The organism is Delftia sp. CH05 (genome assembly GCF_009827015.1).
Classification (GTDB): domain Bacteria; phylum Pseudomonadota; class Gammaproteobacteria; order Burkholderiales; family Burkholderiaceae_C; genus Comamonas; species Comamonas tsuruhatensis.
This window is the reverse complement of the sequence record NZ_WUMG01000054.1, coordinates 1-18,707: the sequence shown is the minus strand read 5'-3', so window position 1 is coordinate 18,707 and position 18,707 is coordinate 1. Positions and strand designations below refer to the sequence as shown.

The 18,707-nt window shown below is 66.5% G+C and carries 17 protein-coding genes; 14 read left to right on the top strand and 3 right to left on the bottom strand.

Going from position 1 to position 18,707, the window contains the following annotated elements:
- The first annotated feature begins 110 nt into the window (after positions 1–110).
- The 9 genes from GRX31_RS26615 (at position 111) to typA (ending at position 11,201) form a co-directional block, all read left to right on the top strand.
- Positions 111–938, top strand: a complete 828-nt coding sequence (locus GRX31_RS26615; protein ID WP_160855625.1) for a c-type cytochrome — start codon at positions 111–113, stop codon at positions 936–938.
- Positions 935–2,278: a cytochrome c gene (locus GRX31_RS26610; RefSeq protein WP_160855623.1), complete on the top strand. Its 1,344-nt coding sequence runs from the start codon at positions 935–937 to the stop codon at positions 2,276–2,278. The genes GRX31_RS26615 and GRX31_RS26610 overlap by 4 nt, the downstream gene beginning before the upstream one ends.
- 10 nt (positions 2,279–2,288) lie before the next feature.
- A complete protein-coding gene (locus tag GRX31_RS26605) occupies positions 2,289–2,690 on the top strand; it encodes a thioredoxin family protein (RefSeq protein WP_160855621.1) in 402 nt (133 codons plus the stop codon).
- Positions 2,691–2,968: 278 nt separating this feature from the next.
- On the top strand, positions 2,969–3,547 hold the full coding sequence (rimP, locus tag GRX31_RS26600) for a ribosome maturation factor RimP (protein WP_026062108.1): 579 nt from the start codon (positions 2,969–2,971) through the stop codon (positions 3,545–3,547).
- Between the two features lie 86 nt (positions 3,548–3,633).
- Positions 3,634–5,121: a transcription termination factor NusA gene (gene nusA, locus GRX31_RS26595; RefSeq protein WP_016448885.1), complete on the top strand. Its 1,488-nt coding sequence runs from the start codon at positions 3,634–3,636 to the stop codon at positions 5,119–5,121.
- Positions 5,122–5,144: 23 nt separating this feature from the next.
- Positions 5,145–8,000 carry a translation initiation factor IF-2 gene (gene infB, locus GRX31_RS26590; RefSeq protein WP_016448884.1) on the top strand — a complete coding sequence of 952 codons (2,856 nt, stop codon included), beginning with the start codon at positions 5,145–5,147 and terminating at the stop codon, positions 7,998–8,000.
- A gap of 6 nt (positions 8,001–8,006) precedes the next feature.
- Complete coding sequence (rbfA, locus tag GRX31_RS26585; protein WP_016448883.1) at positions 8,007–8,378, top strand: 30S ribosome-binding factor RbfA; 372 nt, start codon at positions 8,007–8,009, stop codon at positions 8,376–8,378.
- 4 nt (positions 8,379–8,382) lie between these two features.
- Positions 8,383–9,348 (top strand): tRNA pseudouridine(55) synthase TruB, encoded by a 966-nt coding sequence (truB, locus tag GRX31_RS26580; protein ID WP_160855619.1) that lies wholly within the window; start codon positions 8,383–8,385, stop codon positions 9,346–9,348.
- Positions 9,349–9,371: 23 nt separating this feature from the next.
- On the top strand, positions 9,372–11,201 hold the full coding sequence (gene typA, locus GRX31_RS26575) for a translational GTPase TypA (RefSeq protein WP_026062109.1): 1,830 nt from the start codon (positions 9,372–9,374) through the stop codon (positions 11,199–11,201).
- A gap of 113 nt (positions 11,202–11,314) precedes the next feature.
- Here typA and GRX31_RS26570 read toward each other — a convergent pair whose 3' ends face one another.
- Positions 11,315–12,205, bottom strand: coding sequence for a LysR family transcriptional regulator (locus tag GRX31_RS26570; RefSeq protein ID WP_160855617.1), 891 nt, complete (start codon positions 12,203–12,205; stop codon positions 11,315–11,317).
- An 83-nt stretch (positions 12,206–12,288) separates the two neighbouring features.
- On the opposite strand from GRX31_RS26570, the gene GRX31_RS26565 reads away from it, so the two are divergent.
- The 4 genes from GRX31_RS26565 to GRX31_RS26550 all read left to right on the top strand — a co-directional run bounded on the left by GRX31_RS26565 (position 12,289) and on the right by GRX31_RS26550 (position 16,285).
- Positions 12,289–13,485 carry a CaiB/BaiF CoA transferase family protein gene (locus GRX31_RS26565; RefSeq protein ID WP_043790193.1) on the top strand — a complete coding sequence of 399 codons (1,197 nt, stop codon included), beginning with the start codon at positions 12,289–12,291 and terminating at the stop codon, positions 13,483–13,485.
- A 1-nt stretch (position 13,486) separates the two neighbouring features.
- A complete protein-coding gene (locus GRX31_RS26560) occupies positions 13,487–13,984 on the top strand; it encodes a MaoC family dehydratase (protein WP_061287776.1) in 498 nt (165 codons plus the stop codon).
- Between the two features lie 42 nt (positions 13,985–14,026).
- A complete protein-coding gene (locus tag GRX31_RS26555; protein WP_016448877.1) occupies positions 14,027–15,040 on the top strand; it encodes a Bug family tripartite tricarboxylate transporter substrate binding protein in 1,014 nt (337 codons plus the stop codon).
- A 153-nt stretch (positions 15,041–15,193) separates the two neighbouring features.
- A complete protein-coding gene (locus GRX31_RS26550) occupies positions 15,194–16,285 on the top strand; it encodes an enoyl-CoA hydratase/isomerase family protein (RefSeq protein WP_160855615.1) in 1,092 nt (363 codons plus the stop codon).
- 75 nt (positions 16,286–16,360) lie between these two features.
- Here the strand turns inward: GRX31_RS26550 and GRX31_RS26545 are convergent, their stop codons facing one another.
- On the bottom strand, positions 16,361–17,026 hold the full coding sequence (locus GRX31_RS26545) for a TetR/AcrR family transcriptional regulator (protein WP_046240364.1): 666 nt from the start codon (positions 17,024–17,026) through the stop codon (positions 16,361–16,363).
- 156 nt (positions 17,027–17,182) lie between these two features.
- Between GRX31_RS26545 and GRX31_RS26540 the strand changes: the two genes are divergently transcribed.
- Positions 17,183–17,878: a DAPG hydrolase family protein gene (locus tag GRX31_RS26540; RefSeq protein WP_046984403.1), complete on the top strand. Its 696-nt coding sequence runs from the start codon at positions 17,183–17,185 to the stop codon at positions 17,876–17,878.
- Between the two features lie 15 nt (positions 17,879–17,893).
- On the opposite strand, the gene GRX31_RS26535 is transcribed toward GRX31_RS26540, so the two are convergent.
- The gene (locus GRX31_RS26535; RefSeq protein ID WP_160855641.1) at positions 17,894–18,676 is read right to left on the bottom strand and encodes an anti-sigma factor; all 783 of its coding nucleotides are present in this window, start codon (positions 18,674–18,676) and stop codon (positions 17,894–17,896) included.
- Positions 18,677–18,707 lie beyond the last annotated feature (31 nt).

Below are 18,707 nucleotides of genomic sequence, written 5' to 3'. Positions count from 1 at the left end.
GCCCGGTCATGGCAGGGTCTCAACCGATGGGCCTTTTCCTGCTGGACTGGCATCTTGTGACGGGTTTACTACATTCGCGCGTCGGCAGGACGCAACAGGAGGCGTCGGACATGGCACATGGCAGGCGATGGCGGTACGGGACAGGGCTTTCAGGCGTCAAGGGGGCAAGGAGCTTGCTGGGCGCATGGCTGGCGGCCTGTGCATGCGGCGTGATGGCGCAGTCCGCCCAGCCGGCACCGGGCGTGCCGATGGCGGACCTGCCCCCCGCCGTGGTCAGTGCGCCTCTGCCCGATGTGGGCTCCATGGCGTCCAGGGTGCTGGCCTGCACGGCCTGCCATGGTCCCGAGGGACGGGCCACACCCAGCGGCTACTTTCCTCGCATTGCGGGCAAGCCTGCGGGCTATCTTTACCGCCAGCTCAAGAATTTCCAGCAGGGGCGCCGCAGCTATCCGGCCATGAACCGGCTGATCGAATTCATGTCGGACGACTATCTGCGCCAGATCGCCGTGCATTTCGCAAGCCTTGAGCTGCCCTATGCGCCGCCCGTGCCGGCGCAGCTGCCGCCCGCCGACCTCGCGCGTAGCGAGCAGCTGGTGCTGCAGGGCGACGCGCAGCGGGGCCTGCCCGCCTGTGCTGCCTGCCATGGCCAGCGGCTCATGGGCGCGGGCGACGATATCCCGGGTCTGCTGGGCCTGTCACGCGACTATCTCAACAGCCAGATAGGCGCCTGGCGCTCGGGCCAGCGCCAGGCGGCCGCTCCCGATTGCATGGACCAGGTGGCCAAGGCGCTGACGCCGCAGGAAGTCGTGGCCGTCACGGCATGGCTGTCGTCGCGGCCTGCATCGGCGACGCCGGGAGGGCACGAGGCCTTGGCGCGCTCCTTGCCGCTGCGCTGCGGTGCGGTGGCCGCTGTGGGCGGTCAGGAGGGCAGGCCATGAGTGTCCAAGTGGAAAATCCGGCCAGCGCGAGCGTACGCGGGCGGTGGCCCCTGCTGGCTCTTGTGGTCCTGGCCCTGGTCCTGGTGGGGCTGCTGCTGGTCTGGCTCAACCTGCGGGGGGAGCAGGGGGTTCATGCCTATGGCCACGGCGGCTGGTCGGGATCGACCGAAACACGGGCCGCCCTGGTCGAGCGCGGCGCCTACCTTGCGCGGGTAGGCAACTGCGCTGGCTGCCACACGGCGGCGGGCGGTGCCGAATATGCGGGCGGGCGGGGCTTGCCCACCGCGTTCGGCACGCTGTACACCAGCAATCTCACCTCCGACAAGGAGACGGGCTTGGGACTGTGGTCGGCGCAGGACTTCTGGCGTGCGCTGCACAACGGGCGCTCGCGCGAAGGGCGCCTGCTGTATCCCGCCTTCCCGTATGACAGCTACACCCGCGTGACGCGCGCCGATTCGGACGCCTTGTTCGCCTATCTGCAAAGCCTGCCCGCCGTGCGCGCGCAGACGCCGCCGCATGCGCTGGACTTTCCCTATGGCTGGCAGGGGTCGCTGGCCGTCTGGCGGGCGCTGTTCTTCTCGCCGAAGGATTGGCAGGACCAGCCAGGGAAGGCCCCGGCCTGGAATCGCGGCGCCTATCTTGCCCAGGGGCTGGGCCATTGCGCGGCCTGCCATGCGCCGCGCAATGGCCTGGGTGCCTCCGGCCAGGCCATGTCCGGCAGCTTTGTGGCAGGGCAGTCCTGGTATGCGCCTTCGCTGCTCGATCCCGGCGAGGCGGGTGTGCGTGCCGGCCAGGAGTCCGCCTGGGTGCAGTTGCTGCAGACGGGGTCCGGCCCTTCAGGCTCGGCACTGGGTCCCATGGCCGAAGTCGTGGCGCGCAGCACCCAGCACTGGCAGCCACAGGATCTGCAGGCGCTGGCTTCCTATCTGCAGGAGCGGGGTGCTGCTGCTGCCCCAGCTGCCGGCACAGACGGGCACGGCGCCATCAAGGCTGTGCAGCCCGGGCAGATGGCCTTGGGGCGGGCCGTGTACGAACGGCAGTGCGCGGTCTGCCATGGTGCGCAGGGCCAGGGAACACCGGGCGCGTTTCCTGCGCTGGCCGGCAATGCCTCCGTGACCATGGCCGAGCCGCGCAACCTGCTGCTGGTGCTGCTGGACGGTGGCTATCCCCCGTCCACGCGGCAACAGCCGCAGCCGCATGGCATGCCGCCCTTTGGCCATGTGCTGTCTGACGCACAGGTGGCCGCCGTGGCCAGCTATGTGCGCAATGCCTGGGGCAACAAGGCGGCGGAAATCGGTACCATGGAGGTTTATCGCGCCCGGGAAGGGCGTGGTTTCTGAGAGGTTTTCCATGGATTCAATGGCCGGCAAGCTGCCGGACGACAGCGTGGCAGCCAGCCCCTGGTGGGTGGTTTGCCTGTGTGCGCAATGGTGCGGCGTTTGCAACCAGTACCGGAGCGCGTTTGCGGAGCTGGCCACCCAGTTCCCGCAGATGCACTTCGTCTGGCTTGATGTCGAGGACCGCGAGGATGTGGCCGGGGACCTGGACATCGAAACCTTTCCCTCTGTGCTGATCGCTGACGGCGAGCGCGCGCGCTTTCTGGGGCCGGTGCTGCCCCAGCCGGGCGTTGTGGCGCGCATGCTGCAGTCATTGGCCCAGGACCCTGGCGCGGCCCCGGCCGACCCCGCCGAAGCGCAGGCCCTTTTGCGGCGGCTTCAGTCGGCGCAGGCGCTTGAGCGCGTGGGCGCCTGAGCATCCCGCGAAGGGGTGTCCGCCCTGGCCTGGGCTGCCTTGCGCAGTGCCTGCCAGCGCCTGTTTTTGTACGGCGCGAACTTGGCCTGAAGGTCGTTTGCGGATACAATGGCATATTCACGACCAAACGGGCGGGTACCAACCGCCCTTTTTTTTGGGCGATCTTCGGGCGACCTTAGGGATTGCCATGGGGCTCGGCGCTGTTGGGACATGGCTGCTGCCAAGGTTCCAGGGGCGTTCCGGGTCTTTTGTGTTTGCAGGATTGAATTTAATTACACGTGGCACTACAGCAAATCGTTGAACAAACCGTGACAGGTCTGGGCTATGACCTGGTGGAAATAGAACGCTCGGCAGGCGGGCTGTTGCGCGTCACAATTGATTTGCCTTGGCAGCCCCCGGTGGAGGGCGAGCCGGTGGTGCCGGAGCAGTTCGTGACAGTCGAGGACTGCGAGAAGATCACGCGCCAGCTGCAGTTCGCGCTGGAGGTCGATGGCACGGATTACACGCGCCTCGAGGTCTCCTCCCCGGGCATCGACCGCCCCCTGCGGCATGAGCAGGACTTCATCCGCTTTGTCGGGGAAGTCATCGACCTGACCCTCAAGGAGCCCATCGGCGCCGCCGCTGAAGGGCAGGTCAGCGCCAATCGCAAGAAATTCCGCGGCACGCTGGAGCGTGCCGAAGGTGGTGGCTGGCAGATCGTCTGGAGCGACGAGCCACCCGTCAAGCCTGGCCAGAGGGTCAGCAAGAAGCGTGTTCCCGCGCCCCTGCAGGCGCTGGGTTTCACGCTGGAGGAGCTGCGCGAGGCGCGTCTGGCTCCCCTTGTGGATTTCAAGGGGCGTTCTGCCAAGCCGGTCTGATCGGAGCGGGCAGGGTACGTCGAATCATTGGGGCAGAAGGGCATTGCCATCCCCTTTCTGCGTGATTGAAATAGGAGAGTCGTCGCATGAATCGCGAATTGTTGATGTTGGTAGAAGCCATTTCGCGCGAAAAGAACGTGGAGCGCGATTTGGTGTTCGGTGCAGTGGAATCGGCCCTGGCCCAAGCCACGAAGAAGCTGTACCAAGGTGAAGTGGACATCCGCGTGGCCATCGATCGCGACAGCGGTAACTACGACACCTTCCGCCGCTGGCTGGTGGTGCCCGATGATGCGGGCCTGCAAAACCCCGATGCCGAAGAAATGCTGATGGACGCACAGGACCGCGTCCCCGGCATCTCCGAAGGCGAGTACATCGAGGAAGAGATCGAGTCGGTGCCCATCGGCCGCATCGGTGCGATGGCGGCCAAGCAGGTCATCCTGCAAAAGATCCGCGATGCCGAGCGCGAAATGCTGCTCAACGAGTTCCTGTCGCGCGGTGACCGGATCTTCACGGGCACCGTCAAGCGCATGGACAAGGGCGACATCATCGTCGAGGCCGGCCGTGTCGAAGGACGTCTGCGCCGCAGCGAAATGATCCCCAAGGAAAACCTGCGCAACGGCGACCGCGTGCGGGCCATGATCATGGAAGTGGACGCCACGCTGCGCGGCGCGCCCATCATCCTGTCGCGTTCGGCGCCGGAGTTCATGGTCGAGCTGTTCCGCAACGAAGTGCCCGAGATCGAGCAGGGCCTGCTGGAGATCAAGAGCTGTGCTCGCGATGCCGGCAGCCGCGCCAAGATCGCCGTGCTCAGCCATGACAAGCGTGTCGATCCCATCGGCACCTGTGTCGGCGTGCGGGGCACCCGCGTCAACGCCGTCACCAATGAATTGGCTGGCGAGCGCGTGGACATCGTGCTGTGGTCCGAGGACCCCGCACAGTTCGTGATCGGTGCGCTGGCTCCGGCCAATGTGTCGTCCATCGTTGTGGACGAGGAAAAGCACGCCATGGACGTGGTGGTTGACGAGGAAAACCTCGCCATCGCCATCGGCCGTGGCGGCCAGAACGTTCGCCTGGCTTCCGAGCTTACCGGCTGGAAGATCAACATCATGGACGCGGCTGAGTCTGCGCAAAAGCAGGCGGACGAGTCTGCCGTTGCGCGCCAGCTGTTCATGGAAAAGCTCGATGTGGACGAGGAAATCGCCAACATCCTCATCGAGGAAGGTTTCGAGACCCTGGAAGAAGTGGCCTACGTGCCGCTGCAGGAAATGCTCGAAATCGAGGCGTTCGACGAAGAGACGGTGAACGAGCTGCGCACCCGTGCGAAGGATGCCCTGCTGACGCAGGAAATCGCGCACGAGGAAAACGTGGGCAAGGTGTCGCAGGATCTGCTGACGCTCGAGGGAATGACTCCGGAGATCGTGGACAAGCTGGCCGAGGCCAATGTGCACACTCGCGACGATCTGGCCGATCTGGCCATCGATGAGTTGACCGAGCTGACCGGGCAGACCGAGGAAGAAGCGAAGGCTTTGATCATGAAGGCGCGTGAGCACTGGTTCACCGAAGGGCAAGAGTAAGGTCAGGGAGGTTCAGAGCATTTATGTCCAGTAATACGGTTGCCGAGTTTGCAAAAGAGCTCAACAAGACCCCTGACACGTTGCTGCAGCAGCTCAAGGCTGCAGGCGTCGCCAAGGACAACGCATCGGATGCGTTGACCGACGGCGACAAGCAGCAACTGCTCAGCCATCTGCAGGCCAGCCACGGAAGTGGCGCCAAGAAGATCACGCTGACCAAACGGTCCACCAGCGAGATCAAGCAGGCCGATTCGTCGGGCCGCGCCCGCACCATCCAGGTGGAAGTGCGCAAGAAGCGCACCTTCGTCAAGCGCGACGAGGCCGCCGAAGGCGCCTCCGACCCCGCTGCCGTTGCGGCTGCCCAGGAGCAGCGCGCGGCGTCGGAGCGCGAATCTCAGGAATTGGTGCGCCGCGAAGGGGAAGCACGTCGCCAGGCCGAAATGATCGGCCGGGAGGAGGAAGAATTGGCACAGCAACGCCGTGAGCGCGAAGAGCGCGAGCTAGTCCAACAGCGCGAGCGCGAAGCCGAAGAGCGCGCAGCCGCCTATGCGGCTGCCGAAGCCGCAAAGATTGTCGAGGCCAACCGCGCTAAGCAGGAAGCCTCGCGCGAGCAGGCTGCCGGCCAGATAGCGCGCGCCGAAGCCCAGCTCGCGGCACGCGCCAAGGCCGAGGAAGAGTCCAAGGCCCGTGCGGCCGAGGAAGCCGAACGCGCCAAGGATCTGGAAGACCGCCGCCGCAAGGCGCTGGCCGAAGCCGAAGCCATTCGCGCCATGATGGCCGCGCCCAAGAAGGTGCTCGTGGCCAAGAAGCCCGAAGAGCCCAAGCCCGTGGCAAAGCCTGCAGCGCCTGCTGCCGCCGATGCCAAGAAGACCACGCTGCACAAGCCCGCTGGCACGACCGCCGGCGGAGCCGGTGCGCGCGCGCCTGCCGGCGCCGGCAAGGAAGTCAAGTCCGCCAAGCTCTCCTCGAGCTGGGCCGGCGATGGCAAGAAGAAGGAAATCAAGACCCGTGGCGACAGCTCCGGTGGCGTGGGCGGCCGTTCCAACTGGCGCGGCGGCCCGCGTGGCGGCCGTCGTGGCAATGACCGCAATGACGGACAGCACCAGAGCGCGGCAACGGAATTCCGCGCCATCGAAGTGCACGTGCCCGAGACCATCACCGTGGCCGAGCTGGCGCACAAGATGTCGGTCAAGGCATCCGAGCTGATCAAGGTGCTGATGAAGATGGGCCAGATGGTCACCATCAACCAGCCCCTGGATCAGGACACGGCCATGATCGTGGTCGAGGAAATGGGCCACACCGCCAAGGTCGCTGCGCTGGACGATCCCGAAGCCTTCACGGCCGAGGAAGTGTCCCAGCAGGAAGCTGCCCAGGAGTCGCGCGCCCCCGTGGTCACCGTCATGGGCCACGTGGACCACGGCAAGACCTCGCTGCTGGACTACATCCGCCGCACCAAGGTTGCGTCGGGCGAAGCCGGCGGCATCACCCAGCACATCGGTGCCTACCATGTGACGACGCCCCGCGGCATCGTCACCTTCCTGGACACCCCGGGCCACGAGGCCTTCACGGCCATGCGTGCCCGTGGTGCACAGGCCACCGACATCGTCATCCTGGTGTGCGCTGCCGACGACGGCGTGATGCCCCAGACCAAGGAAGCCATCAAGCACGCGAAGGCGGCGGGTGTGCCCATCGTGGTTGCCATCACCAAGGCCGACAAGCCCGATGCCAACCTCGACCGCGTCAAGCAAGGCCTGGTGGCCGAGCAGGTGGTGCCTGAAGAGTACGGCGGCGAGTCCCCGTTCATCGCCGTGTCGTCCAAGACCGGCCAGGGCATCGACGAGCTGCTGGAACAGGTCCTGCTGCAGGCCGAAGTGCTGGAGCTGACCGCTCCCGTGGAAGCCGCTGCCAAGGGCCTGGTCATCGAAGCGCAGCTGGACAAGGGCCGCGGCCCCGTGGCCACGGTGCTGGTGCAGTCCGGCACGCTGAAGGTGGGCGACGTGGTGCTGGCAGGCCAGACCTACGGCCGCGTGCGCGCCATGCTGGACGAAGACGGCAAGCAGACCAAGTCCGCTGGCCCCTCCATCCCGGTGGAAATCCAGGGTCTGTCCGACGTGCCCCAGGCCGGCGACGACTTCATGGTGCTGCAGGACGAGCGCCGCGCCCGCGAAATCGCGACCTACCGCGCCGGCAAGTTCCGCAACACCAAGCTGGCTCGCCAGCAGGCTGCCAAGCTCGAGAACATGTTCGCCGAAATGGGTGCGGGCGAGGTTCAGACCCTGCCCATCATCGTCAAGGCCGACATGCAGGGCTCGCAGGAAGCACTGGGCGCATCGCTGCTCAAGCTCTCCACCGAAGAGATCCGCGTGCAGCTGGTCTACTCGGGCGTGGGCGGCATCAGCGAGTCCGACGTGAACCTGGCGCTGGCCTCCAAGGCCATCATCATCGGCTTCAACGTCCGGGCCGATGCCCAGGCGCGCAAGACGGCCGAGAGCAACGATGTGGACCTGCGCTACTACAACATCATCTACGACGCCGTCGAAGAGGTGAAGGCAGCGATGTCCGGCATGCTGGCTCCCGAGCGCAAGGAAGAGATCATCGGCATGGCCGAGATCCGTACCGTGTTCGTGGCGTCGAAGATCGGCACCGTGGCTGGCTCGTACATCACGCAAGGCCAGGTTACGCGCAATGCGCATTTCCGCCTGCTGCGCGAGAACGTGGTCATCTACACGGGCGAGATCGAATCGCTCAAGCGCCTGAAGGACGACGTCAAGGAAGTCAAGGAAGGCTTCGAGTGCGGTATCAAGCTCAAGAACTACAACGACATTCGCGAAGGCGACGTGCTCGAAGTGTTCGAGATCAAGGAAATCGCGCGCTCGCTGTAATTCGACATGGCAACACGCAAGTCCGCTGCGCCGAACCGCAGCTTCAAAGTCTCCGACCAGATCCAGCGGGATCTGGCGGAGCTGATCGCACGCGAGTTGAAGGACCCGCGCGTGGGCATGGTGACGCTGCAAAGCGTGGAGGTGACTCCGGACTATGCCCACGCCAAGGTCTACTTCAGCCTGCTGATCGGCGATCCGCAGGAGACGCAGGACGCCCTGAACCAGGCCGCAGGCTTCCTGCGCAACGGCCTGTTCAAGCGCCTGCACATCCATACCGTGCCCACGCTGCACTTCATCTACGACCGCACCACCGAGCGTGCGGCCGACATGAACGCCTTGATCGCCAAGGCCGTCTCCTCGCGCGGGAAGGAAGAGTAGCCCCATGAACGCGCCACGCACAAGGGTGCAGCGGCGCCCTGTGCATGGGGTGTTGCTGCTCGACAAACCGCTGGAGCTGTCCAGCAACGACGCCTTGCAGAAGGTCAAGTGGTTGCTGCGCGCCGAAAAGGCCGGACACACCGGCACGCTGGACCCGTTGGCCACCGGCGTGCTGCCGCTGTGCTTCGGTGCGGCGACCAAGTTCAGCCAGTTGCAGCTCGAAGCTGCCAAGACCTACGAGGCGATTGCGCGCCTGGGCCAGACCACGACCACGGCCGATGCCGAGGGCGAGGTGCTGCGCGAGCGCGCCATCGATCCCGCCGCCCTCACGGCCGAGCGGCTTGCCGCCGTGCAGGCGCAGTTCACGGGCTCCATCCGCCAGGTGCCGCCCATGTACAGCGCGCTCAAGAAGGACGGCAAGGCTCTTTATGAATATGCGCGTGCCGGCATCGAAGTCGAGCGTTCGGCGCGCGAAGTGACAATCCACGCACTGGAGCTTTCGCTGACGCAAGACAGCCAAGGCCAGCCGGCGATCCGGATGCTGGTGACCTGCAGCAAGGGCACCTATATCCGCACGCTGGCGGAGGACGTGGGAGAGGCCCTGGGCTGCGGCGCGCACCTGCGCGCGCTGCGCCGTATCGACACCGGCGGGCTGGGTGTCGAGCGCTGTATCTCGCTGGAGGCGCTGGCCGCCATGGGCGAGGACGAGCGTCTGCAGCAGTTGCAGCCTGTCGATGCCTTGCTGGCCAGCCACACGGCTGTCACGCTGGGCGAGCAAGATGCGGCCCGTTTTCTCACGGGCCTGCCCCGCAAGGGCGCTTGGGCCGATGCCGAGGCGGTGGCTGTGTATGGCGAAAACCCCCAGGCTCTGCTGGGGGTGGGGCGCGTGGTGCGTGGGGAACTCATCCCCGCCCGCCTGCTCAGTTCACTGGAAATTCAACAGATTTTGGAAGACACGCCGCGCCCATGACGCAGCGGCAATGGGAAAACACTATGAGCAAACAAATCCGCAATATCGCGATCATCGCCCACGTGGACCACGGCAAAACCACCATGGTGGACCAGCTGCTGCGCCAATCCGGAACCTTCGCCGAACACGAGAAAGTCGTGGACACGGTGATGGACAACAACGCCATCGAACGCGAGCGTGGCATCACCATCCTGGCCAAGAACTGCGCCGTGAGCTGGAACGACACGCACATCAACATCCTCGACACACCCGGCCACGCGGACTTCGGCGGTGAAGTGGAGCGTGCCCTGTCCATGGTCGACGGCGTGGTGCTGCTGATCGACGCGCAGGAAGGCCCCATGCCCCAGACGCGCTTCGTGACCAAGAAGGCGCTGGCCCTGGGCCTGAAGCCCATCCTCGTGGTCAACAAGGTGGACAAGCCCGGCGCGCGTCCCGACTACGTGGTCAACGCCGCGTTCGACCTGTTCGACAAGCTGGGTGCCACCGACGAGCAGCTGGACTTCCCCGTGGTGTACGCCTCGGGCATCAACGGCTGGACCTCGCTGGAAGAAGGCGCTCCGGGCGAGCAGTGGGGCCCCGACATGTCGGCCCTGTTCGACACCATCCTGAAGCACGTGCCTTCGGTCAAGGGCGATCCCGCCGCTCCGCTGCAAATGCAGATCTCGGCGCTGGACTACTCCACCTTCGTGGGCCGCATCGGCGTGGGCCGCATCACTTCCGGCACCCTCAAGCCTTCGACCGACGTGCTGGTCATGGAAGGTCCTGACGGCAAGAGCTACAAGGGCCGCATCAACCAGGTGCTGAAGTTCCAGGGCATCGACCGCGTGCAGGTGACCGAAGCCGGCCCCAGCGACATCGTGCTGGTCAACGGTATCGCCGACCTGGGCATGGGCGTCACGCTGACCGACCCGCTGAACCCCCGGCCGCTGCCGATGCTCAAGATCGACGAGCCCACGCTGACCATGAACTTCTGCGTCAACACCTCGCCGCTGGCGGGCCGTGAAGGCAAGTTCGTGACCAGCCGCCAGATCTGGGACCGCCTGCAAAAGGAACTGCGTTCCAACGTGGCCCTGCGTGTCAAGGAAACCGACGAAGACGGCATCTTCGAAGTGTCGGGCCGCGGCGAACTGCACCTGACCATCCTGCTGGAAGAAATGCGCCGTGAAGGCTACGAGCTGGCCGTGTCCAAGCCCCGCGTGGTCTACCGCGACGTGGACGGCGTGCGCCACGAGCCCATCGAGCTGGTGACAGCCGACATCGAGGAAGGCCACCAGGGTGGCGTGATGCAGGCCCTGGGCGAGCGCAAGGGCGAGCTGGTCAACATGGAACCCGATGGCCGCGGCCGCGTGCGCCTGGAATACCGCATTCCTGCGCGTGGCCTGATCGGCTTCACCAACGAATTCCTGAACCTGACCCGTGGTTCCGGCCTGATCTCCAACATCTTCGACAGCTACGAGCCGCACAAGGGCGAAATCGGCGGCCGCAAGAACGGTGTGCTGATCTCCATGGACGAAGGCGAAATCTTCACCTACGCCCTGGGCAAGCTGGACGACCGTGGCCGCATGTTCGTCAAGGCCAACGATCCCGTGTACGAAGGCATGATCATCGGCATCCACAGCCGTGACAACGACCTGGTGGTCAACGCCACGCGTACCAAGCAGCTGACCAACTTCCGCGTGTCCGGCAAGGAAGATGCCATCAAGATCACGCCCCCGATCGACCTGTCGCTGGAATACGCGGTGGAATTCATCGAGGACGACGAGCTGGTGGAAATCACCCCCAAGAGTATCCGCGTGCGCAAGCGCCACCTGTCCGAGAACGAGCGCAAGCGCGCTTCGCGCGCAGGCGCATAAGCGCCGTGGCGCCGAGGGCGCGCGCAAGCCAGCCGGCTTCGTCGCAAAGGCCGCATCCGCGGCCTTTGTCTTTTCTGCGGCGGCTTCTGCCACGCCGTCCGCCAGGCCGTCAGTCAGGCATTCAGCCGCAGCAGCAACTCGCGCAGGCGCTGCCCGGCCGCTGCGCTTTGCTGCGGATTGAGCGCCAGGGCCAGGCCGATGGAGGGCATGTTCTCGGTATCTGCCAGCGCGCGGAACACCACCCCCGGCGTGCTGCCCTTGGCCACGACGGCCGGCACCAGGGCCACGCCCAGGCCCGCGCCCACCAGGCTGACCAGGGTCTGGGCCTGCACCGCATGCTGCTTGACCTGGGGCATGAAGCCCGCGTTCTGGCAGGCCAGCACCACAAGCGCATGCAGGCCGGGCACTTCGCTGGGGCGGTAGTTGATGAAGGGCTGGTCGGCCAGATCCCGCAGCCGCAAGGCGGGCCGCTGCAGCAGCGGGTTGCCTTCGGGCAGCACGGCCACCAGTTCGTCCTTTTCCACGGGCGTGATGGACAGCTCGGTGGCCTGCGTCACCGGGTAGCGCAGCAGGCCGGCATCGAAATCGCCGCTGGCCACCTGCGCGCAGATCTCGCGCGTGGTCGATTCGGTCAGCACCAGGTCGATCAGCGGATATTCGCTGCGAAAGGCCTGCACCAGCCGTGGAATCAGCGAGAACGTGGCCGAGCCTATGAAGCCTATGTGCAGCCGGCCGCGCTCGCCGCTGGCCGTGGCCTGCGAGACCTCCTGCACCTGGCGCGCATGGTGCAGTGCCAGCTCGGCACTTTCCAGGGCCGCCCGGCCTGCCTCGGTCAGCTCCGTGCCCCGGCGGTCGCGCTGGAACAGCTGCACGCCCAGGCTGTCTTCGAGCCGGCGTATGGATTGGGACAGCGGCGGCTGCGACATGTGCAGCTGCTCGGCCGCCTGCCGGTAGTTGAGCGTGCGGGCCAGGGTGACGAAGTGACGCAGTTGGCGCAGGTCCATTGATATCCACCGTGTATCAGCGATGCTGAATTAAGTCTTAGACGCGACTTCAAAGATATCAAATACTGGCTCCCTGAAGCAACATGGAGACCACAGTGCAGGCTGCGTTGACAGGGATTCGGGTGCTGGATCTGTCCAGCGTGGTGTTCGGGCCGCTGGCCAGCCAGGTGCTGGCCGACTATGGCGCCGAAGTCATCAAGATCGAGCCGCCGGCCGGCGACTCCACGCGCCACACCGGCCCGGCCGTGGAGCCCGGCATGGCGGCCATGTTCATGGGCACCAACCGCAGCAAGAAGAGCGTGGTGCTCGATCTCAAGCAGGACGAGGCGCGCCAGGCCCTGCATGCGCTGCTGGCCACGGCCGATGTGTTCATGCACAGCATGCGCCCGCAGAAGCTGGCCCCGCTGGGCCTGGACCCCGACACGCTGCGCGAGCGCTATCCGCGCCTGGTCTACGCAGGCCTGCATGGCTTTGGCGAGGACGGCCCCTATGCGGGCATGCCCGCCTACGACGACGTCATCCAGGGCATGAGCGGCCTGGCCGACCTGATGGAGCGCCAGACGGGCGAGGCGCGCTACCTGCCCACCATCGCGGCCGACAAGACCTGCGCCCTGGTGGCCGCGCATGCCGTGCTGGCGGCGCTGTTCCAGCGCGAGCGCAGCGGCCACGGCTGCTTTGTCGAAGTGCCCATGTACGAGACCATGGTGGGCTTCAACCTGGTCGAGCATTTCTACGGCATGCACTTCAGCCCCGCGCTCAGCGGCGCAGGCTACCCGCGCGTGATGGCGCCCTGGCGCAAGCCCTACCGAACGCTGGACGGCCACGTCTGCATGATGCCGTACACCGATGCGCACTGGCAGCGCTTCTTCGCCGCCGTGGGCCAACCGCAGCTGGCCCTGGATGCGCGCTTTGCCAGCCAGGCCAGCCGCACGGCCCACATTGCCGAGCTGCTGGAGACCGCTGGCGAGTATGTGGCCCTGCACGGCACCCAGTACTGGCTGGACACCTGCCAGCGCCTGGAGATTCCCGCCGCCCCGGTGGCGCGCATGGATGAGCTTCCCGCCGATCCGCATCTGCAGGCCACGAAGTTCTTCGTGCCGCTGCACGACCCCGCCATGGGCACCGTGCACCTGCCGCGTTCATCCGTGCGCATGGATGGCCGGCAGGCCCCCATGGGCATGCCTCCGCGCCTGGGCGAGCACACGGCGGCGCTGCTGGCCCAGGCGGGCTGGAGCGCCGAGCGCATCGCCGGCCTGCAGATCACGCAACAGGAGACATGAGATGACAGTGAACACCCCGCAGCCCCACCCTGGCGCCGCCTGGAACGCCGTGCCCCGCATGGGCCAGGGCTTTTTCTGGCAGGACCTGAAGGTTGGCCAGCAGCTGCGCACCTTCCGCCGCACCGTGACCGAGTCCGACCTGGTCGCCTTCATCAATGCCACGGGCATGCTGGAGGCCATCTTCATCGAGGAGGGCTACGACGGCGGCGCCATTGCCGGCCGCCCCGTGCCGGGCGCCATGACCTATGCGCTGATCGAAGGCTTCATCCTGCAAAGCATGATCCAGGGCACGGGCCTGGCCATGCTGGAGCTGCACCAGAAGATCCTCGGCCCCGTGCTGGTGGGCGACACCATCGAGGCCCTGGTCGAAGTCACCGCCATCAAGCCCACCTCCAAGGGCAACCGCGCCGTCGTCACCTCGCGCATCGAGGTCTTCAACCAGGGCCACCAGAAGGTCATGGAATACACGGCCGTGCGCCTGCTGGCAGGGCGCAGCTAGGCGGACAAAAGAATTCCCATAACGACACCAGGAGACAACAGCATGGACAAGAAAGGCAACAAGGCCGCAGGCAGACAAGGGCGGCGCAGGGTGCTGGCCGCCGTGGCGGCCTGCATGGCAGCCGCAGCGGCAGTGCCGGGAGCGGCCCTGGCACAGCAGCCCTGGCCCAGCAAGCCCATCACGCTGGTCGTGCCTTTCCCGCCGGGCGGGCCCACCGACCTGGTGGCGCGCGTGCTGGCCCAGCAGGTCGGCCAGCAACTGGGCCAGACCGTGATCGTGGACAACCGGCCCGGCGCCAACGGCAACATCGGCAACGCCCTGGTGGCCAAGGCCGCGCCCGATGGCTACACCGTGCTCTACAACACCTCGTCCATTGCGCTGAGCCCGTCGCTCTACAAGAAGATGAGCTACGACGTGAACAAGGACCTGATGCCCGTGGCGCTGACGGCCGTGGTGCCGCTGGGCCTGGTGGTCAACCCCAAGCTGCCGGTGAAGAACGTGCAGGAGTTCGTGCGCCATGCCAGGGACAAGGCGGGCCAGCTGTCCTATGGTTCGGCCGGCAACGGCAATGTCACGCACCTGGCGGCCTTCCAGGTCGTGCAGCACTACCAGATCGAGGCCAGCCACGTGCCCTACAAGGGCAGCGCGCCGGCCGACGTGGATCTGGTGGCCGGGCAGATCGACTTCATGACCGACACCATCAACTCCGTCGCACCCTTCATCAAGGAGGGACGGCTCAAGCTGCTGGCCGTGAGTTCCTCCAAGCGCCTGCCCAACTTCCCCGACGCACCCACGCTGGCCGAAAGCGGCATGTCCGGCTTCGAGGCCGGGGCCTGGCAGGGCGTGATGGTGCCCGCGAAGACGCCAGCCGCCATCATCCAGCGGCTCAACCAGGAGCTGATGCGCGCACTCAAGGACCCGGGCGTGGTCGAGAAGCTGCAGCTGCAGGGCGCCGAAGGACTGGGCTCCACGCCCGAGGAATACGGCGCCTACATCCGCAGCGAGATCAAGCGCTGGGCCGGCGTGGTCAAGAGCACGGGCGTCTCTCTGGACTGAGTGCGCTGCGGTGCGCGGCGGCTGCCCGCCCTGTCGTGCACTTGCGCAAATTGGCACCTGTTTGTCAGGGGTGGGCGCGGATTTTCAGCTATGGTTGCGGCTCATCGCCCCGGGCTGCCGGGGCAGGGCATGCATAGCAACAAGGAGCAAGATATGACGGGAGCTGCCGGCGAAGTCCTCAGCGAAGTGCGGGGCCGCATGGGCATGATCACCTTGAACCGGGCCAAGGCGCTGAACGCGCTGTCGCTGGGCATGGTGCGCGATCTGCTGGCCACCCTGCTGGCCTGGCAAAAGGACGATCAGGTGCTGGCCGTGGCCATCCGCGGCATGGGCAAGGAAGGGGCCTTCGGCGCCTTCTGCGCGGGCGGCGACATCCGTTTTCTGCACGGCGCAGGCAGCACGGGCAATCCGCAGCTGGAGGACTTCTTCACCGAGGAGTACGCGCTCAACCACCTGATCCACACCTTCGGCAAGCCCTACATCGCCTTCATGGACGGCATCGTCATGGGCGGCGGCATGGGCATCAGCCAGGGCGGCACGCTGCGCATCGTCACCGAGCGTACCAAGATGGCCATGCCCGAGACGGCCATCGGCCTGTTCCCCGATGTGGGTGGCGGCTACTTCCTATCGCGCTGCCCCGGTCACGCGGGTGAGTGGCTGGCGCTGACGGGCGACGTGATCGGCGCGGCCGACGCGCTGGACTTCGGCCTGGCCGATGGCTATCTGCCCTCGGACCAGCAGCCTGCGCTGTGGGAGGCCCTGGCCGCCGGCAGCTTTGCCGATGCAGCGGCCGTCGAGGCGCTGGTGAAGTCGAAGTTCACAGCCCCGGCCAAGCCAGCGGCCCAGCCCCGCGCCGAGATCGACCGCGTGTTTGCCCTGCCCACGGTGGCTGCCATGGTGCAGGCACTGGAAGCGGCGGATGGCGAGTGGGCGCAGCACACGGCAGCCACGCTGCGCAAGCGCTCGCCGCTGATGCTGCACGTGGTGCTGGAGCAGATTCGCCGCGCACGCGGCATGACGCTGGCCCAGGACCTGCGCATGGAGCGCGACATGGTGCGCCACTGCTTTTACCTGCGCCCCGGCCAGAGCGAGACCATCGAAGGCATTCGCGCCCTGGCCGTGGACAAGGACCACCAACCGCGCTGGAACCCCGCGCGCATCGAAGACGTGCAGGACGCGCAATGGCGTGCCTTCTTCGACAGCCCCTGGCCCGCGCACTCGCACCCGCTGGCGGCGCTGGACTGATCGCGCGGCGGTTGCCCAAACCTCCAAGGGTTCAAAAGGCCATCCGGCACCGCGCCGGATGGCCTTTTTTTCGGTTCAGCGATCAGCGGGCTCCATGCGGCAGGAATGGCCTGCCAGCAGCCGTACCGCGTCGTCAATGCGCGGGCCCGGATCCCATTCGGGCACGGGCGGCGTCAGGCCCAGGGCCATCTGCCGCAACGGCTCGGCAATGGCCATGGACAGCAACAGGTCGCAGATGACATCGGGCTGCTCTGCCCTGAGCAACCCCTTCGCGCACTGGCGCCGCAGCCAGTCCACCAGCATGCCGCGGCCGCGCTCTATGCCGTTGCGCTGGTAGACCTCCAGCAACTCGGGCTTGGCGGGGAAATCGGTGGTGAGCAGGCGGAACATCCCCACCGCCTCGGCCGACAGCACGCGCGCGGCAATCACGCGCAGGATCTCGGCCAGCGCCGGAGCCACCTCTGAGGCCGACTGCGCATCGGCCGACAGGGCGGGGCGGAAACCGTCTGTCCAGCTGCGCACCACCAGGGCCACCAGATCCTCACGGTTGGCGGCAAAGCGGTAGAGCGTCTTCTTGGCCAGCCCCGCGCGCCTGGCCACAGCTTCCATGGTGGTGGCGGCATAGCCTTCGTTGAGCAAGAGCCAGGTGGCGGCGGCCAGGGCGGCATCGTTGGCCTCGTGCTCGGGCCGGGCCGGCCGCCCGCGCGGCCTGGGGGCCGCAGGAGTGATTTCGGATTCCATTGGATTTCTTGTCGTTCCGTTCGGTGTTGTGCAGGGTCGTGCCTGGTTGTGCAGCATTTTGTTACCCGGCTGGGATTATCCGATTGTTTGGAAACGTTGTTCGTTTCTTTAATATAAGATGGCTTTTCCTCATCAACCCAGGAACGGAAAACACCCATGAACTCCCATGCCTTCGAGCCCGACATTTCCCGCATCGACGAGCTGCTGCACATCACGCCGCTGCGGCTGGAGACGGGAATCCAGCGCCTGCCCAGCGGCTGTCTGGTGGTGGCCTGCCGCACCGACCTGCACGGCTGCAGCGGCCGCATGCTGGACTGGTGGTTCAAGTTCTTCGAGACCACGCAGCACATCAAGTGGTGGCATCCGCACGACCACATCGCGCATCGTGGCTGGGATGCGCAATGGAAGAAGGGCGAGAGCTACATCGGCGCGTCCATCGAGGCCGTGGAGTCCCTGGCCGATATTCCGCCCGTGGCGGCCAGGCTCAAGTTCCACGATCCGCGCGAGCTTTTCGACCCTGCGCAGCTGGAGCTGGCCTTTGCCGAAAAACGCGCATCGGCCGCCGTGTATGCGCGCATCGGCTTCGGCGAGCATGTGCAGCTGGACGCCAGCGGGGACCCCATGGACGGGCTGATGGTGCACCTGGCGCGTGACACGCCTTTTGGCTGCGTGCTGCGCAGCCGCTTTTTGCTGGGCCAGTCCTGCGCCGACCCGGCGGCCGAGCTGCCCGACGCGCTGGGCCTGGGCCTGCTGCGCCACTGCTACACGGAGTTCACCTACCTGTCGCGCTTTCTGCCCTCGCTGTACTACGGCGAACATGGCAACGGCGAGGCGGCGCCGCTGCCCTGGTAGCCGTGGCCCCAGGCTTCAAAGCTGCTGGTGCACGGCCGTGGCCAGCTGCAGCAGTCGGTTGCGCGGCAGGGCGCCGCTGAGGGCATAGCCAAAGCCCTGGTCCACCCAGTAGAAGCTGGGCACGGGGCCGTCGCTGCTGAAGCGAAAGGCGGTCTCGCCACGCGTGGCCGGGTCCTCCAGCGCGCCCAGATACAGGGTGATGCGCTCGCCGGCTGCATCCTGGTACATGAACTGGGCGCGTGCGCCGCTGTCGCCGGGCAGCAGCCGGCCGCCCACCAGCTCATAGCCCAGTTCCGTGAGGGCTGGCAGCTTCAGCGGCCGGCCCAGGCGCTTGGAAAGCCATTGCAGCAAATGGGCCTGTTGCGCTGCCTCGACCTCGACCGGGTGGCGCTGCTCGGGCTGGTAGACCGCGTGGGCGACTGCTGCCTGATGGGCGAAGCGGGCAGGTGCGGCAGCGGCCAGCGTGTCCGCCGTTGAGGGTGCCGCAGGCGCTGCCTGCTGCCCGTGCACCAGCCAGCCCAGGCCGAAGGCCAGCAGCCAGCCTGCGGCCATGCCGCCCCAGCGCCACCATTGCTGCTGGCGCTGTTGCAGGCCCTGCAGCTGCTCGGCGGCGGCGCGCATTTCATCGGGCATGGGCGGTTCGCTGCGGGCGCCGTGCAGGGCGCGCAGCAGCTGCCGCTGGCGCTGCCATTGCTCCACGCGTGCTGCGCTGTCTGCATCCAGCTGCTCGCGCAGCGCCTGTGCCTGTGGGGCCGGCAGGCGGTCATCGACCAGGGCATGCAGCTGCTCGTCGGGGATGGCCGTGGCAGCCGAGACACAGGAGGAGGAG

Coding starts and splice junctions, on each gene's coding strand:
- GRX31_RS26615 (WP_160855625.1), top strand. CDS start 111: ATGGCACATGGCAGGCGATGGCGGTACGGGACAGGGCTTTCAGGCGTC.
- GRX31_RS26610 (WP_160855623.1), top strand. CDS start 935: ATGAGTGTCCAAGTGGAAAATCCGGCCAGCGCGAGCGTACGCGGGCGG.
- GRX31_RS26605 (WP_160855621.1), top strand. CDS start 2,289: ATGGATTCAATGGCCGGCAAGCTGCCGGACGACAGCGTGGCAGCCAGC.
- nusA (WP_016448885.1), top strand. CDS start 3,634: ATGAATCGCGAATTGTTGATGTTGGTAGAAGCCATTTCGCGCGAAAAG.
- infB (WP_016448884.1), top strand. CDS start 5,145: ATGTCCAGTAATACGGTTGCCGAGTTTGCAAAAGAGCTCAACAAGACC.
- rbfA (WP_016448883.1), top strand. CDS start 8,007: ATGGCAACACGCAAGTCCGCTGCGCCGAACCGCAGCTTCAAAGTCTCC.
- truB (WP_160855619.1), top strand. CDS start 8,383: ATGAACGCGCCACGCACAAGGGTGCAGCGGCGCCCTGTGCATGGGGTG.
- typA (WP_026062109.1), top strand. CDS start 9,372: ATGAGCAAACAAATCCGCAATATCGCGATCATCGCCCACGTGGACCAC.
- GRX31_RS26570 (WP_160855617.1), bottom strand. CDS start 12,205: ATGGACCTGCGCCAACTGCGTCACTTCGTCACCCTGGCCCGCACGCTC.
- GRX31_RS26565 (WP_043790193.1), top strand. CDS start 12,289: ATGGAGACCACAGTGCAGGCTGCGTTGACAGGGATTCGGGTGCTGGAT.
- GRX31_RS26560 (WP_061287776.1), top strand. CDS start 13,487: ATGACAGTGAACACCCCGCAGCCCCACCCTGGCGCCGCCTGGAACGCC.
- GRX31_RS26555 (WP_016448877.1), top strand. CDS start 14,027: ATGGACAAGAAAGGCAACAAGGCCGCAGGCAGACAAGGGCGGCGCAGG.
- GRX31_RS26550 (WP_160855615.1), top strand. CDS start 15,194: ATGACGGGAGCTGCCGGCGAAGTCCTCAGCGAAGTGCGGGGCCGCATG.
- GRX31_RS26545 (WP_046240364.1), bottom strand. CDS start 17,026: ATGGAATCCGAAATCACTCCTGCGGCCCCCAGGCCGCGCGGGCGGCCG.
- GRX31_RS26540 (WP_046984403.1), top strand. CDS start 17,183: ATGAACTCCCATGCCTTCGAGCCCGACATTTCCCGCATCGACGAGCTG.